Origin of the sequence: Streptomyces sp. NRRL S-340, from assembly GCF_000720185.1 — a bacterium.
Classification (GTDB): Bacteria; Actinomycetota; Actinomycetes; order Streptomycetales; family Streptomycetaceae; genus Streptomyces.
Genome location: NZ_JOIY01000052.1, coordinates 43,512 through 57,986 on the forward strand (window position 1 = coordinate 43,512; position 14,475 = coordinate 57,986).

At 71.0% G+C, this 14,475-nt stretch carries 15 protein-coding genes, 1 other RNA gene and 1 pseudogene; 2 read left to right on the top strand and 15 right to left on the bottom strand.

What is annotated here, in order from left to right; all coding sequences use genetic code 11:
* Positions 1–47: 47 nt before the first annotated feature.
* From IG64_RS31855 to IG64_RS31870, 4 genes are all read right to left on the bottom strand, one after another.
* Positions 48–1,055 (bottom strand): hypothetical protein, encoded by a 1,008-nt coding sequence (locus IG64_RS31855; RefSeq protein WP_063758857.1) that lies wholly within the window; start codon positions 1,053–1,055, stop codon positions 48–50.
* 222 nt (positions 1,056–1,277) lie between these two features.
* A complete protein-coding gene (locus IG64_RS31860; RefSeq protein WP_037862557.1) occupies positions 1,278–1,538 on the bottom strand; it encodes a DUF397 domain-containing protein in 261 nt (86 codons plus the stop codon).
* Positions 1,535–2,353 carry a helix-turn-helix domain-containing protein gene (locus IG64_RS31865; RefSeq protein ID WP_037862560.1) on the bottom strand — a complete coding sequence of 273 codons (819 nt, stop codon included), beginning with the start codon at positions 2,351–2,353 and terminating at the stop codon, positions 1,535–1,537. The genes IG64_RS31860 and IG64_RS31865 overlap by 4 nt, the downstream gene beginning before the upstream one ends.
* A gap of 140 nt (positions 2,354–2,493) precedes the next feature.
* Positions 2,494–2,733, bottom strand: coding sequence for an antitoxin (locus tag IG64_RS31870; protein WP_037862562.1), 240 nt, complete (start codon positions 2,731–2,733; stop codon positions 2,494–2,496).
* A 193-nt stretch (positions 2,734–2,926) separates the two neighbouring features.
* On the opposite strand from IG64_RS31870, the gene IG64_RS31875 reads away from it, so the two are divergent.
* Positions 2,927–3,394: an ATP-binding protein gene (locus IG64_RS31875; protein WP_234438678.1), complete on the top strand. Its 468-nt coding sequence runs from the start codon at positions 2,927–2,929 to the stop codon at positions 3,392–3,394.
* A 17-nt stretch (positions 3,395–3,411) separates the two neighbouring features.
* Here the strand turns inward: IG64_RS31875 and IG64_RS31880 are convergent, their stop codons facing one another.
* From IG64_RS31880 to ftsE, 7 genes are all read right to left on the bottom strand, one after another.
* Positions 3,412–3,702 carry a hypothetical protein gene (locus tag IG64_RS31880; protein WP_037862564.1) on the bottom strand — a complete coding sequence of 97 codons (291 nt, stop codon included), beginning with the start codon at positions 3,700–3,702 and terminating at the stop codon, positions 3,412–3,414.
* A gap of 33 nt (positions 3,703–3,735) precedes the next feature.
* Positions 3,736–4,086, bottom strand: coding sequence for a hypothetical protein (locus IG64_RS31885; protein WP_037862566.1), 351 nt, complete (start codon positions 4,084–4,086; stop codon positions 3,736–3,738).
* A 149-nt stretch (positions 4,087–4,235) separates the two neighbouring features.
* Positions 4,236–4,635, bottom strand: a transfer-messenger RNA (tmRNA) gene (gene ssrA / locus IG64_RS38005).
* Positions 4,636–4,786: 151 nt separating this feature from the next.
* Positions 4,787–5,266 (bottom strand): SsrA-binding protein SmpB, encoded by a 480-nt coding sequence (smpB, locus tag IG64_RS31890; protein ID WP_037862568.1) that lies wholly within the window; start codon positions 5,264–5,266, stop codon positions 4,787–4,789.
* A 105-nt stretch (positions 5,267–5,371) separates the two neighbouring features.
* The gene (locus tag IG64_RS31895; RefSeq protein WP_078884343.1) at positions 5,372–6,592 is read right to left on the bottom strand and encodes a S41 family peptidase; all 1,221 of its coding nucleotides are present in this window, start codon (positions 6,590–6,592) and stop codon (positions 5,372–5,374) included.
* A gap of 68 nt (positions 6,593–6,660) precedes the next feature.
* Positions 6,661–7,578, bottom strand: a complete 918-nt coding sequence (ftsX, locus tag IG64_RS31900; RefSeq protein ID WP_037862573.1) for a permease-like cell division protein FtsX — start codon at positions 7,576–7,578, stop codon at positions 6,661–6,663.
* Between the two features lie 33 nt (positions 7,579–7,611).
* Positions 7,612–8,301, bottom strand: coding sequence for a cell division ATP-binding protein FtsE (ftsE, locus tag IG64_RS31905; protein ID WP_037862576.1), 690 nt, complete (start codon positions 8,299–8,301; stop codon positions 7,612–7,614).
* 247 nt (positions 8,302–8,548) lie between these two features.
* Here ftsE and IG64_RS31910 point away from each other — a divergent pair, with 247 nt between their 5' ends.
* Positions 8,549–8,743: a hypothetical protein gene (locus IG64_RS31910; RefSeq protein WP_037862579.1), complete on the top strand. Its 195-nt coding sequence runs from the start codon at positions 8,549–8,551 to the stop codon at positions 8,741–8,743.
* Between the two features lie 98 nt (positions 8,744–8,841).
* On the opposite strand, the pseudogene IG64_RS39615 reads toward IG64_RS31910, so the two are convergent.
* The 4 genes and pseudogenes from IG64_RS39615 to IG64_RS31930 all read right to left on the bottom strand — a co-directional run bounded on the left by IG64_RS39615 (position 8,842) and on the right by IG64_RS31930 (position 14,223).
* A pseudogene (locus tag IG64_RS39615) lies at positions 8,842–9,590 on the bottom strand (hypothetical protein).
* 300 nt (positions 9,591–9,890) lie between these two features.
* Positions 9,891–11,006, bottom strand: a complete 1,116-nt coding sequence (gene prfB, locus IG64_RS31920) for a peptide chain release factor 2 (protein ID WP_037862583.1) — start codon at positions 11,004–11,006, stop codon at positions 9,891–9,893.
* A 112-nt stretch (positions 11,007–11,118) separates the two neighbouring features.
* Positions 11,119–12,363, bottom strand: a complete 1,245-nt coding sequence (locus IG64_RS31925) for a serine/threonine-protein kinase (protein ID WP_037862584.1) — start codon at positions 12,361–12,363, stop codon at positions 11,119–11,121.
* Between the two features lie 180 nt (positions 12,364–12,543).
* Complete coding sequence (locus tag IG64_RS31930) at positions 12,544–14,223, bottom strand: serine/threonine-protein kinase (protein WP_037862585.1); 1,680 nt, start codon at positions 14,221–14,223, stop codon at positions 12,544–12,546.
* Positions 14,224–14,475 lie beyond the last annotated feature (252 nt).

A 14,475-nucleotide genomic window follows, 5' to 3' on the forward strand; every position in this document is an offset into this window, starting at 1 on the left:
GCCGTCAGGCCCGCCACCAGGCCCACCACCAGGGCCGTCCCCGCGGGTCAGGTGAGCAAGTTCTTTCCGCAGGTTTCAGGCTCCTTGTGGCGGATGGCCGCGCGCGCGTCGGCCGCCCGGGCCCGCACGGTATGCGGTGGCAGGAGGCCCGGGGCGGGAACCGCTGCGAGGGCCTGTGCCCGGACCGGGGCCCGCGACACCGGGGGCGCGGTCCCGCTCCCGTCCCGGCAGGCCCGGCAGAGGCCACCCCGCAGGGCTTCCGGGCGGCCCGGGACGCGGCAGTCCGTGCATTCCATGAGCGCGGGAGGCACGGAGGGTGCCTGCGGACCGGCCGGGACGGGCGGCAGCTTGTCCACGAGCCGGCGCCGTACGAACGCCCCGGGTGCGTGGACGTGGTCGGGCAGGCCGGTGACGAGGACGCGCGTGAGGTGATCGGGACTCACCCCGCGCCTGAGCCATTCGGCCGCCGGCTCCTCCAGCGCCGCACAGTCGGCGGCGGAGAGGGCGAGGCGGGGGTCGTGCAGGCCGAGGCGGGCGAGGGTGTCGCGGGCGGTGGAGGGGTACGCGTCGGCGGTCGGGGCGGAGGGCGGCGACTCAGCCGGAGTGCGGGCCCCGCTCTCGGGCGCGGAGGCGGATGCGGACGCGCCCGGCACGTCACCCTCCACCAGCCGCGCCCACCACTCGTCATCCCGTGCGGTACGGGACCAGTACGTCAGGAACACCCACCGCGTGCCGGTCGCCGCGCCGTCGACCGGGGCGACCCGCCGCCGTACGCGCCGCAAGTGCCCCGCCGCGCTCAGCTCGTTGAGCGCCGAGCGCACCGCCTGCTGGCCGTAGAGCGGTTGGGCCTTGGCGAGGGTCTTCGCGTCCATCGCCGCGTTCTCGTCGAGCCGGTCGATCAGGTTCGCGAGGTACGCCGCGCGGGCGTGCAGCCGGTCGAAGTCGCCCGAGCGGGGCGGCGCCTGGTCCGGGGCGGACCGCTTGCCGTAACCAGGCTTGGCCAGGGGATGCGCTGCGCGTGCGGGCAGGGCAGCGCTAAGGTTTCCGTCAGCCACGGATCGACTCTCATTCGATCTGGGGGTGAGACCCCGGCGGGTGCTGGTAACACCCGACCGGGGTCGTTTGTTGCTGCGAACGCTAGAGGGTCGCGACCGTGCGTCGCAACTCGCTCACGAAAAGTCAGCGTGGCCGGGACGGGGAGGGCGGGAGGGTGGGTTGAGGCCTACCGCCCATTCCTTCAAGAAGCGGCTCGGGTCTCGCGGCCCGGAGCCCGGGGCTCAGGCTTCGTCGCAGGCAGCGAGCGTGAGGAAGGCCGACCAGGCATCGGCGGCCACGGAGAAACGGGGGCTTCGAGCCCCGAGCTTCGAGTCGCGGATGTGGATGGTGAGGGGGGCCTGGGGGGTGGTGGCGACTTCCAGGCAGGCGGCGTCTTCGAAGTCGCTGTAGCTGGACTTGCGCCAGGCGTAGGCGAGTTCGAGGCAGGCACTACCCTCCGAGTCGCTGTAGCTCGACTTGAACCATGACAGGCCGTCGCTCACAGCTCCTCCGCCACCTTCCTGATGAACCGGGCAGACTCCTCAACACTAAGCGCCTGCATGCGGATCATGCCATAGCGCTGAGTGAGTGCACTGAGCTTGTCCCCGTCAGAGTAGAGCGCACCCGTCGACTGCCCGTCCACAAAGGCGAATCGCTCATGGTCGCAGGTTTCGGCGAGCACCATCGGCCCGCTGAGCGCCGCAGTCGGGGCGCTGAGGAACGGAAGTACCTGGATGGACAAGTGAGCCCGCTGACCGACCTCCAGCAGGTGGTCGCACTGCCGACGCATGACATCACGGTCGCCCACAACCGAGTGCAGGGCGGCCTCGTGGATGACGAAGCTGAAGTGCGTCGGGGGTCTGCTGACCAGCTTCTCCTGCCGTTTCAGTCGCGCAGCAACCCGCTCCTCCACCGTTTCCTCATCCAGAGGCGGGCAGTTGCTGCTGATCAGTGCACGCGCGTACTCCGACGTCTGCAACAGCCCTGGGACCAGAAGCGGCTCGTACCACTGCATGGTGATCGCCTCGGCCTCCACGAGCACGTACTGCTGTGTACGCTCCGGAAACGGCTCCGGCTTCAGGTACTCGTGCGCCGCGCTCAACTTCCCCCGCGCCCCGCACAACTGGTCCGCGATCTGCAACAGCCGCAACGTCGGCCTGCGCCGCCCGCACTCCATCGACTTGACGTACTCGTAGTCGTACCCGGCCTCCTCCGCCAGGGCCTGGCGGCTGACCTGGGCCTCCTCGCGCCACAGCTTGATCTGACCGCCGCAGTACCGCCAGTTCTGCTGCGCCTGCTGGGACTCCCCCGCGGCCACGCGCCCTCACCCGCCTCCCGCCGACACAGCGCGTACGTACACGCTGTGTACCCGACTCGCCACCATGAGGCTAGCCACCGGCCACGGGGCGTCTCCGCGGTTCGGCCGGGTTACACCCGCAAGGGCGCGCGGCCGACGGCTCAGTCCGTCTTCCCGGAGTCCTTCTCCGGACCCTTCTCGTCCTTCTCCGCCAGCTTCCCGATGTAGTCCTGGGCCTTGTCGACGGCGGAGTCGATCTTGTCGTGGTGCTTGCCGCCGGTCTTGTCGTCGATGAAGTCGCCGGCCTTCTCCAGACCGGCGGAGATCTTGTCGCCGTGGGTCTCGGCGAGGTCCTCGACCTTGTCCTTGAGGTTCTTCAGGTTCTTGAGCTGTTCGAACATGTGCGTGCGTTCCTCTACAGCGGTGTAGTTGCTGAGCTCTCATGATCTCATCGCGGGCCGCCGTGCACGCACCGTCCGTGTACAGCCGCGCCGCGTACCGCCGCGGCCACTCCCGGGACGGCGCGGCGGCCCGCAGCCTGGTGCCGCCGAACGACGGAGCCCACACGTACCCCACGCGAGGAACCCCACGCCCATGCCGACGACGCCCTCCCCCAGCACCACGCCCCGCCGCTCGCCCGGCGCGCTGCCCCGTGACATCGAGTGGCGCATGCCGCGCCACGCCCGCAGCGTGGGGCGGGCGCGGACGTACCTGCGGGAGCAGATGGCTTCGTGGAAGGTTCCGCAGGAGGTGACGGAGACGGCCGTACTGCTGCTGAGCGAGCTGATGACGAACGCGTACCGGCATGCGAGGACGGCGCCGGGGCGCGAGATCTGGGCCCGCTGCGTGCTGGACGACACGGGCCGGCTGCGTGTGACGGTCACCGACGCGAACGAGAGCCTGCCGGTGCCCCGCGAGGCGTCATGGGAGGACGAGTCCGGCCGGGGCCTGGCCTTGGTGGCCGAACTGGCGGACGACTGGGGAGCGGAACCCCGGCCCGGCGGGATCGGCAAGACGGTCTGGTTCGAGCTGGACGCGGCAACTGACGCCGGGGCCCTGTGAGCCGGGCGTGCCCCGCTCTACTGCCAGAAGACCTCTTCCACCACGATCTGGGGGTCCTCGGTCCGCTGCACGAAGACGTACCTCAGCCACCCGTGCCCGTTGTCGAAATACAGAACACGAGGCCCTTTCGGGTCGCTGGACCTGGCGGGCTCGACACTCATGCTCGCAGTCAGACCGGCATCGGTCTCGACGTCACGGAAATACGGGTCCGCCGCCGTGACCAACTCGGCACGTGCCGCATCGAGCGCCTTGCGGACGTGCTCGGGAAGCGCGTCACGTGCGGCCTGCGCCTTGAGCGTCCAGTCCATCTGCCAGGGCGGCCCCCATGAACCCGGCGTCCGTCACTGCCCGGGCTCCGTCCGGGCCGCCAGGTGCCGGATGTTGGAGGCTTCCTCCAGGAGCGCTGCGGCCTCGGCGGCGTCGTCGCATTCGTACGCGGCCCGGTGTTCGAGAGCGGTGACGTAAGCGTCGAGGTGCGGGTCGCGGGCGATGGCGTACTCGCCCCACCAGCGGGCCATGAAGGCGGGGACGGTGGTGACGTCGTAGGCGTCCGCGACGTACCGCTTCCAGTGGGCGTCGAAACCAGGGAGCAGCTGCGGAGCGTGCTGCGCGATGGCGGCCCGCAGGGCTTTCGGGTTCCTGTCCGGCATGGGCGGGACGCCGGGTGTGGGGTGCGAGGCTGCTGCCGTCATCGGTCCTCCGGAAGGGTGCGAAGGATGCGGGGCGCCATGGCATTCACCGTACCGCCTCCCCGGCCCGACCCCGCCGCCCGCACGACGAAGGCCCCGCCGCTCGGAAGCGGCAGGGCCTTGTCTCACATGGGGTCCCCGCGGGTGCGGGTGAGTGGAGATGGCGGGAATCGAACCCGCGTCCAACGGTGCGGAACCAGGGCTTCTCCGTGTGCAGTCCGCTTCGATTTTCTCGGCCCCGGAGATCACGCGGACAAGTCTCCGACGGGCTCAGTCACTGTTTGGTTTCCCTCTTCACCCCGTGACCGGGATCAAGGTTTAGTCCCCTAGCTGATGCCAGGATCCGGGTCGGGAACAGCCCCGGGCTGACACTCCCTTATAGGAGGCTCGCCGTCGCTACCTGAGATCAGGCAGCGAGGGCGAAGGCCTGCTGGGAGGAATCGCGCTTGGTATTGGCGATTATTTTTTTCGGCCTGTGGTTTACGAGATCATGGCCGCTTCCTCGACACGCTTCCCCTGCTTCGACAGCCGCTGTCGAAACCGATCATCCCCATGTTGATTTTTCAAACCCTCCGAAGAGGGACCCTTCCGGAGAAGGGGGCCTGCACCGGCTGTGCGGTGCGATGCCATCGTACGTGACCAACGCGGGTCCTTGCCAGCTTATTCCCGGGCCCCGGCCCGCCCGCGTCCGCCGGGGCGCCCGCTACGCCCGCTGCTTGCGCCGCACCGCCGAGATCGCCCGCTCCGCCTCGCGCCGGTCCTGCTTCTCGCGCAGGGTCTGCCGCTTGTCGTACTCCTTCTTGCCCTTCGCCAGCGCGATCTCGATCTTGGCGCGGCCGTCCTTGAAGTACAGGGCGAGGGGCACGATGGTGTGGCCCGTCTCCTGGGACTTCGACTCCAGCTTCTCGATCTCCTCGCGGTGCAGCAGCAGCTTCCGCTTGCGCCGGGCGCTGTGGTTGGTCCACGTGCCCTGGCTGTACTCCGGAACGTGCACGTTGTGGAGCCACGCCTCGTGGTCGTCCAGTTGCACGAAGCCGTCGACCAGCGAGGCCCGCCCCTGGCGCAGCGACTTCACCTCGGTGCCGGTGAGGACCAGACCGGCCTCGTAGGTGTCGAGGATGTGGTAGTCGTGCCGCGCCTTCTTGTTCTGCGCGATCAGCTTGCGCCCTTTTTCCTTAGCCATAGTGCCGCCCATTTTGGCACCACACAGGGGGTGTACGGAAAGTCCATTTCCCGGGGCCCCAGGGTTCCCCACCGCTCCCCCGGACCGGCCGGCGGGGCAGCCGGGTCAGGACGGGTCGCCCAGTCCGGTCAGGACCGTACGGGCCCGGCCCACCGGGTCGCCCCCCGCGTCCAGGTCGGGAGTGATGCCGCGGCCGTCCACGCCGCGCCCGCCCGGGGTGCGGTAGTGGCCGACGGTCAGCTCGGCGACCGATCCGTCGGGCAGTCGCGTCGGCATCTGCACCGAGCCCTTGCCGAAGGTCCGGGAGCCGACGACGACGGCCCGGCCGCGGTCCTGGAGCGCCCCGGTGAGCATCTCGGCCGCGCTCATCGTGCCGCCGTCGACGAGCGCGACCAGCGGCCTGGACGTGTCGCCGCCGGGCTCGGCGTGCAGGGCGCGCTGCTCGCCGTCGACGTCGTAGGTGGCGACCAGGCCGCCGTCGAGGAAGGCGGAGGCGGTGGTGACCGCCTCGGTGACCAGACCGCCGGAGTTGCCGCGCAGGTCCAGGATGATCCCGGAGCCGGGCCGCGCGGTCCGTACGGCCGTACGGACCTTGTCGCCGGCGCCCCGGGTGAAGGCGCTGATCCTGATGACCGTCGTCCCGTCGGCGAGCCGCCGCACGGTGACGGGGTCCGTGGACAGCCGGGCCCGCCGCAGCGTGCGCGTCCAGGTGCGCGTGCCGCGCTCGAGCCCCAGGGTGACGGGGGTGCCGGCGGCCGCGTCCTCGGCGTCGCCGCGCAGTAAGGAGACGACGTCGGTGACGGGCAGCCCGTCCACCTTCTCGCCGTCCACACTGCGCAGCCGGTCACCGGACCGGATCCCCGCGTCGGCGGCCGGCGAGCCGGTCTGCACCTTCATCACGTCGATCCGGCCGTCCCGCTCGCGCCGCGCCCACAGGCCCACGCCGGTGTACCGGCCGGCCAGGGAATCCTGGAACTGCGCGAAGTCGCCCGGGGAGTAGACGGCACCCCAGCGGTCGCCGCTGCGGCTGACGGCGTGCTCGGCGGCCTCCACCGGGGACTTGCCCGCGGCCATGGCCTCGGCGGCGGCCCGCGCCACCTGGCCGTCCGCGGCGGCCGGCGGGCCGGAGGCGGAAGAGGACCCGGACGACGCCCCGGCCGCGTACCCGGACGGGGCCGAACGGCCTGCCGCCGCCGCGGACTTGCGCTCGTGTCCCGGCAGCGAACCGGTCGCCGCCCCGGCGACGAGGACCCCCACGAACACCAGCGTCAGACTTGCCCCGGAGCGGCTGCGGCGGGGCGGGCAGAACGGGTCACGGCCTGACATGGCGGTGAGTCTAGGACAACGCGACGGGGCCGCACGCGCGCTCGGCGGTGCGGCCCCGTAGGCGTGTGTCACACCTTCAGGTACTTGCGCAGCGCGAGGAACCCGGCGAGCGCGGGGATCAGGAAACTCGCGGCGAGGATGAGCGGGAGCTTGGTGAGGACCGCGTCCCAGCCCACGAAGTTGATCAGCTGGAGCTTGGAGGACAGCGCCACTCCGTGGTCGATCACGAAGTACTGCACGGTCACCAGGAACGAGGAGGCCAGCAGGCCGCCGATCAGCCCGGAGACGGCGGCCTCCATGATGAACGGCGCCTGGATGTAGAAGCCGGAGGCGCCGACCAGCCGCATGATCCCGGTCTCCCGGCGGCGGCTGAACGCGGAGACCCGCACGGTGTTGACGATCAGCAGCGTCGCCACCGTGAGCATCACCGCCATCACGCCCCGGGCCGCCCAGTTCAGGTAGCCGAGCAGGGTGAAGAGGTTGTCCAGGATGCTCTTCTGGTCCTGCACGGACTGCACGCCGTCACGGCCGTTGAAGGCGCTGGCGATGACCTGGTACTGCTCCGGGTTCTTCAGCTTGATCCGGTACGACTCCTGCATCTGGTCCGGCGTGATCGAGGCCGCCAGCGGGGAGTGTCCGAACTGCTCCTTGTAGTGCTTGTACGCCTCGTCCTGGGACTCGTACGTGACCTTCTCCACGACCGGCATCTTCTGCAGGTCGGCGAGGATCGCCTTCTTCTGGTCCTCGGTGACCGCGCCCTTGGCGCAGTTGGCGTCGGACTCGGCGTTGCTCTTGTTGCAGAGGAAGATCGACACGTTGACTTTGTCGTACCAGTAGCCCTTCATCTTGGTCACCTGGTCGCTCAGCAGCAGCGAGCCGCCGAACAGGGCCAGGGACAGGGCCACGGAGACGATGACGGCGAACGTCATCGTCAGGTTGCGGCGGAGACCGACACCGATCTCCGACAGGACGAACTGGGCGCGCATGGCGTCTGGTCAAGCCTTTCCGTCGTGGACTTCTCAGTGCTGGTAGCCGTAGACGCCGCGCGCCTGGTCGCGGACGAGGCGGCCCTTCTCCAGCTCGATGACGCGCTTGCGCATCTGGTCCACGATGTTCTGGTCGTGGGTCGCCATCACCACGGTGGTGCCCGTCCGGTTGATCCGGTCGAGCAGCTTCATGATGCCTACGGAGGTCTGCGGGTCGAGGTTGCCGGTGGGCTCGTCGGCGATCAGCAGCTTGGGCCGGTTCACGAACGCCCGCGCGATGGCGACGCGCTGCTGCTCACCGCCGGACAACTCGCCCGGCCTGCGGTCCTCCTTGCCGCCGAGCCCGACGAGGTCCAGCACCTGCGGCACGGACTTGCGGATCTCGCCCTTCGACTTGCCGATGACCTCCTGCGCGAAGGCCACGTTCTCCGCGACCGTCTTGTTCGGCAGCAGGCGGAAGTCCTGGAACACGGTGCCCAGCTGGCGGCGCATCTGCGGCACCTTCCAGTTGGACAGCCGCGCGAGGTCCTTGCCCAGGACGTGCACCTGTCCGTGGCTGCACCGCTCCTCGCGGAGGATCAGCCGCAGGAAGGTGGACTTTCCGGAGCCGGAGGACCCCACGAGGAACACGAACTCGCCCTTCTCGACTTCCAGGGAGACATCCCTGAGAGCGGGGCGGGTCTGCTTGGGGTAGACCTTGGAGACATTGTCGAATCGGATCACGGATGCACCACGGGTCGCCGGGGGTAGATGAGCGTGACCATACGCGAGTCGGGTGTGCGAGCGCAGTCACCGGTCGGGGTTGGGGACAGTTGTGCGTTTTGTCTTCTCGTCCCCGCCGTACGTCCCTCCCGACGGGATCGCGGAGGACCCCGCGCTGAAATCCGGGGAACCTGGCATGGTGGAGAAGGGAACGTTCGCGGGGCCGCGGACGTTGTCGGGATGTAATCGGTGCGAGGAGGGCGAGCGCATGACGTACGACCGGCTGGTGTGCGCGAACTGCGCGGCGCCCGTGAGCGAGGGCCGGTGCCCGGTGTGCCGCGCGAACCGCGAGCGGCTGCAGCAGGAGAACAACTTCCTCGCCGGGCTGAACCCGATGGCGCTGGTCGCGCTGCTGGCGGTGCTGATCGCCGGGGTGGCGCTGCTGGCGCACCAGACCGCGTAGCCGCGGTCCTCGAGTCGGACAGGGCGAAGGGGCCCGGAGCGGTTCGCTCCGGGCCCCTCACCGTGCGTCGGTCACGCCCCGTGGGGCTGTGGGCACGCTCAGGCGGCGGCGCCGCCGCGGCCCGCCATCACGCGCGGCAGCACGCGGAAGCCGATGCCGCCGGCGATCATCGTCGCGGCGCCGATCAGCAGGAACGCGGTCTGGCCCGCACCGGTCTCGGCCAGCGCCTTGCCGCTGCCCTGGGGCGCGGCGTTCGACGTGTCGGCGGTGGTGTCCGAGCCGGTGTCGGTCAGGGCCGAGGAGCCCTGCTCCTGCGGAACGGTGTTGTTGCTGCTGCCGCCGTCGGGGGTGGTGCCGCCGGTGGTGTCGCCACCGCCGCCGTTGCCGCCGGTGCCGCCACCGTTGCCGTTGCCGCCGTTGTCACCGGAGCCACCGTTGTCGCCCGAGCCACCGTTGTCGCCCGAGCCACCGTTGTCACCGGAGCCACCGTTGTCGCCCGAGCCACCGTTGTCACCGGAGCCACCGTTGTCGCCCGACCGTTGTCGCCCGAGCCACCGTTGTCACCGGAGCCACCGTTGTCACCGGAGCCACCGTTGTCGCCCGAGCCACCGTTGTCACCGGAGCCACCGTTGTCGCCGGAGCCACCGTTGTTGCCCTCGCCACAGCTAGGGTCGACGACGATGTCGCAGGGGTCGCCGTCCCCCGCCTTCAGGCCGAGGCTGACCGGGCCGACCTGCACGTTCGCGTCCAGCGCGGAAGCCGCTCCCGCGGCGGTCAGCGAGGCACCCGCGGCGATCACGGCGCCCGCGGCTATGCGCGCGACCCGGACCCGCGTCTTCTTCGTCATATGTTCGCTACCCCCAGTAGCCGATCGTCAATGAGGCCGCGCTCGGGGCAGTGATCGACGGAGACAGCTGAAAGATGAAGCCCCCCGGTTCACATGCGCCCCGTTGGATACGCATGCCGCGCCTCACCCTTCCCATATTTCAAAGCAACGTCAAGGCCGTTGCGACCGCGATGTCCGGGTACGCGTTCTTTGCCGGACGAAGAGCGATGTGAGTGTGACGCAAAACCCAGACATCGGGTACGGAAAAGGCAACTGCCGCCCCGAGGGCAGCAGTTGCCTTGTCGACAAAGCGTCCGTTTTTTACTTGCTCTGCTGTTCCTGCTGCTTGCGCCAGCGAATTCCGGCCTCCAGGAACCCGTCGATCTCGCCGTTGAACACGGCCTCGGGATTGCCGACCTCGAAATCGGTGCGCAGGTCCTTCACCATCTGGTACGGGTGCAGGACGTAGGAACGCATCTGGTTGCCCCAGGAGTTGCCGCCGTCGCCCTTGAGGGCGTCCATCTTGGCCTGCTCCTCCTGGCGGCGCCGCTCCAGCAGCTTGGCCTGGAGGACGTTCATCGCCGTGGCCTTGTTCTGGATCTGCGAGCGCTCGTTCTGGCAGGAGACGACGATGCCGGTGGGCAGGTGGGTGATGCGGACCGCGGAGTCGGTCGTGTTCACGCCCTGGCCGCCGGGGCCGGAGGACCGGTAGACGTCGATGCGCAGTTCGCTCTCGTCGATCTCGACGTGGTCGGACTGCTCGACGACGGGGAGGATCTCCACGCCGGCGAAGGAGGTCTGCCGGCGCCCCTGGTTGTCGAAGGGCGAGATGCGCACGAGCCGGTGCGTGCCCTGCTCCACCGAGAGCGTGCCGTAGGCGTAGGGCACCTGGACGGCGAAGGTGGTCGACTTGATGCCGGCCTCTTCCGCGTACGACGTCTCGTAGACCTCGGTCTTGTAGCCGTGCTGCTCGGCCCAGCGCAGGTACATGCGCTGGAGCCGCTCGGCGAAGTCGGCGGCGTCCACGCCACCGGCCTCGGCACGGATGTTGACGAGGGCTTCCCGCGAGTCGTACTCGCCGGACAGGAGCGTGCGGACCTCCATCTCGTCCAGCGCCTTGCGCACCGAGGCCAGCTCGGACTCGGCCTCGGCGCGGGTGTCCGGGTCGTCCTCCTCCTCGGCCATCTCGAACAGCACGGCGAGATCGTCGATCCGGCCGCGCAGCGCCTCGGCCTTCCGGACCTCCGCCTGGAGGTGGGAGAGCCGGCTGGTGATCTTCTGCGCCTCGTCCGGGTTGTCCCACAGGGACGGCGCGGCCGCCTGCTCCTCGAGCACGGCGATGTCTGCCCTCAACCTGTCGAGGTCCAGAACGGCCTCGATCGACTCCATGGTCGAGGAGAGGGACTTCAGCTCTTCGGATACATCGACGACTGCCACGCCTCCAGCGTAACGGCTCCGTCAGGCGGCCAGCGCCGGACGGGAGCATCGGAGGGGCGGCGCCGGGCACGGGACCCGGGCGCGGGACCCGGGCGCGGGGCCGGGCCGCGGATCAGGGTGAGGAGGGAGCCGAGTGCTTCGGGTCCTGGGCGGGGGCCGTGCCCTCGTCGCCCGAGGACGCCCACCAGGCACCCGCGCCCACCGCGGCGACGAGCACCACCCCGGCCACGCTCAGCGTGATCCGGCGGCGGCGGGCCGCGGTGCGGTGCCGGGCCGAGCCGGGACGGGGGGCGCCGGGCGTGCGGGGCGCGCGGGCCGTGCCGAGGGCTCCGCCGGCCAGCTCGTCCGGCGCGGGCACCCGCATCGAGGTGTGGGTGTCCCGGTTGGAGTCCGGCTGCGCGCCGGGCACCAGCGGGACCGCGCCCCGGCGGCGGGACCGGTCGGCCACCGGTGCCGCGGCCTCCTCGGGGGCCTCCTCACCGTTCTCCCGGGCCGGGTCCGTGTCCGGTTCGTCCACCTCCAGGGGCGGCATGCCCGCCAGCATCGGCAGCAGTTCCCGCAGCCGTGCCGCCAGCTCGGACGCCCGCAGCCGGGACGCCGGTCCCTTCGCCAGGCACTGCACGATCAGCTGCCACAGCTCGTCGGGGATGCCGGGCAGCGGGACGACGCTCTCGGTGACGTGGCGGCGAAGGACCGCGCCCGGGTGGCCGCCGCCGAACGGGGTGAAGCCGGCCAGCAGCTCGTAGAGCACCGTCGCCAGGGCGTAGATGTCCACCGCCGCTCGCGGGGGCAGGCCCTCCACGATCTCCGGCGCGAGGTAGTCCGGGGTGCCGATGATCTTCGTGGCGCGGGTGCGCCTGGGCGAGTCGATGAGCTTGGCGACACCGAAGTCGGTCAGCAGCGCGGGATGGGCGCCGCCGGGGCCGAGGGGGCCCTGCATGTCGAGCAGGATGTTCTCCGGCTTGACGTCGCGGTGCACCACCCCGGCGGCGTGCGCCGCGGCCAGCCCGTCCGCCACGTCGGCCACGATCGCGACGGCGGCCTCGGGGGAGAGCCGGCGCTCGCGCTCCAGGCGGGTGCGCAGGTCGGTGCCGCGGACCAGGTCCATGACGAGGGCGAGGTCGTTGCCGTCGACCACCATGTCGCGCACGGAGACCACGTGCGGATGCTCCAGGCCCAGCAGGGCCGTCCGCTCCTGCACGAAGCGGCCCACCAGCTCCTGGTCGGACGCGAGGTCCTCACGCAGCAGCTTGATGGCGACGGGCCCCTCCGGTCCCTCGCCCAGCCACACCGTGCCGGCGCTGCCCCGCCCCAGGATCTGGTTCGCGGTGTACCGGCTGCCGATCTTCCGTGCCAAGACTGCTCCTACAGACGCGTGTTGCCGACAAAACTACGCGTCCGACGAGGCAACCTTCACCGCGGAGACGGAAATCACCCGCCAGGTGTCGACAAATATCCAAACTCGCGAGGGCATGACCGGACGGGCGGACCCCCGCCCAGGGAGCGGGGGTCCGCCCAGGGAGCGGGGGTCCGCGGGTCAGCCGCCGAGTTTCTTGACCCAGCCGGCCGCCTGGTCGAACCAGTGGGTCAGCTGGGACCAGTAGCCCCGGCCGGTGCCGATCCAGTCCTGCAACGGGCTCAGCTCCCACACCAGCCAGCCCGCGACGAACAGGATGACGATCGTGAACAGACAGCCCTTCAGGCAGCCCAGTCCAGGGATCTTCATCGGGTTCGCGCCGCGCTGCCGCGGCGGCCTCGGCTCACGCGCCGGGCGCTGCGGTTCGGCGGCGGGCGGCGGCGCGTAGCGCTGGGGCTCGGGCCGCTGCGGCGCCGGGGCGTACTGCTGGGGCTGCGGGGTCGCGTACCGGGGCTGCGGCTGCTGCTGGGGGTAGCCGTAACCGGGCTGCGGCTGCTGCGGACGGCCCTGCCGGGGCTGCTGCTGGGGCCGGGCGACCTGCCGCTGGGGGCGGCGGCGCAGCGGGTCCTCGGCCGGGTCGAGGTACTGGACCTGCGTCTGCTCGTTGCGGTCGCGGGCCGCGCGCAGCTGGGACTGCCAGGGGTGCGGCTGGTCCGGATCATGCCCGGGCGGCACGGGCGGCATCACGCTCGTGGGACCGGCGGCGCCGTGGGGCATCACGGTGGTCGGGTCTGCGGCGCCCGGCGGACCGTCCGGCCCCTGCGGGGCGCCGGTGTGCGGCAGGACACTGGTCGCGCCGTTCGGGTCGTACGCCGGTGTGCCGTGCGGCAGCACCTGGGTGGGGTCGGCGGCGCCGGGCACGCCGTCCGGCGCGGGCACGGGCGCGGGCGCCGGATCGGGGGCCAGCAGTGCGCCGACGCCCTCGGCGGCGGCGATCTGCGCGGCGTTCGCGTGCACACCGACGCCCTCGGCGACCACGCGCAGGGCGCGCGCCAGGTTCTCCGCGCTCGGCCGCTCGTCCGGGTTCTTGCGCAGGCAGCGCTCGATCACCGTCCACAGCGGGTCGGGGACCGTGGAGGGGCGGCGCGGTTCGGCGCTCAGGTGCTGGTGCAGGACCTCAAGGGCGGAGCCGCCGGAGAACGGCGGCCGCCCCGTGACCAGCTCGTACAGCAGGATGCCGGCACCGTAGATGTCGACGGCGGAGGTCTGCGGGCGGCCCTCGGCGGACTCGGGCGCCACGTAGGCGGGCGTGCCGACGAACTCGTGGGTACGGGTCAGACCGGGCGAGTCGGCCAGCCGGGCGATGCCGAAGTCGGTCAGCATCGGGTGCATCTGCCCGTCGTCCTGCTTCAGCAGCACGTTGGCCGGTTTCAGGTCGCGGTGGACCACCCCGTCGGCGTGGCTCGCGGCGAGCGCGTCGGCGATCTGCGCGGTGAGCAGTGCCGCGGCGACCGGGGTGAGCGGGCCGTTCTCGCGCAGGTAGCGGTGCAGGTCGGGGCCGTCGACGAGGTCCATGACCAGCGCCAGCAGGTCGCCCTCGACGACCAGGTCGCGCACCCGGACGATGTTCGGATGGGTGAGGCGGAGCAGGACGGACCGCTCCCGCAGGAACCGCATCACGACGTCCGCGTCGTTCGCCAGCTCCTCCTTGAGCACCTTGATCGCGACGGTCTCGCCGGGCTGGCCGGGCACGGCCGCCTCGGCCCCCGCCCGCTGGTGCTGGCGGGCTCGCCAGACGGTCCCGGTGGCACCGCGTCCGAGCGGTTCCTCCAGGAGGTATTTGCTGCCTACCGGCCGCACGTCATGCGCTCCCTGTCGCTCGCCTACGTTCCGACACACTGTAGTGCCGTCCCGCCCGGCACCGGCCGGTCGAAGTTCCCCTCCCCCGGGGGACCGCCTTCCCGGGCCGGGCCATGTCTCCGTTCGAAGGGAAGACGCTCGATCCGGACCGGCAGGTTGCCAAAACCGGACGTGACCGATCTCAACCGGTCATCCGCGAAGCGCCGGCCAGGCACTTTTGGGGGCAGAGCCGACCAATCAAGATCACTTGCC

Coding starts and splice junctions, on each gene's coding strand:
- IG64_RS31870 (WP_037862562.1), bottom strand. CDS start 2,733: ATGTTCGAACAGCTCAAGAACCTGAAGAACCTCAAGGACAAGGTCGAG.
- IG64_RS31875 (WP_234438678.1), top strand. CDS start 2,927: ATGCCGACGACGCCCTCCCCCAGCACCACGCCCCGCCGCTCGCCCGGC.
- IG64_RS31880 (WP_037862564.1), bottom strand. CDS start 3,702: ATGGACTGGACGCTCAAGGCGCAGGCCGCACGTGACGCGCTTCCCGAG.
- IG64_RS31885 (WP_037862566.1), bottom strand. CDS start 4,086: ATGACGGCAGCAGCCTCGCACCCCACACCCGGCGTCCCGCCCATGCCG.
- smpB (WP_037862568.1), bottom strand. CDS start 5,266: ATGGCTAAGGAAAAAGGGCGCAAGCTGATCGCGCAGAACAAGAAGGCG.
- IG64_RS31895 (WP_078884343.1), bottom strand. CDS start 6,592: ATGTCAGGCCGTGACCCGTTCTGCCCGCCCCGCCGCAGCCGCTCCGGG.
- ftsX (WP_037862573.1), bottom strand. CDS start 7,578: ATGCGCGCCCAGTTCGTCCTGTCGGAGATCGGTGTCGGTCTCCGCCGC.
- IG64_RS31910 (WP_037862579.1), top strand. CDS start 8,549: ATGACGTACGACCGGCTGGTGTGCGCGAACTGCGCGGCGCCCGTGAGC.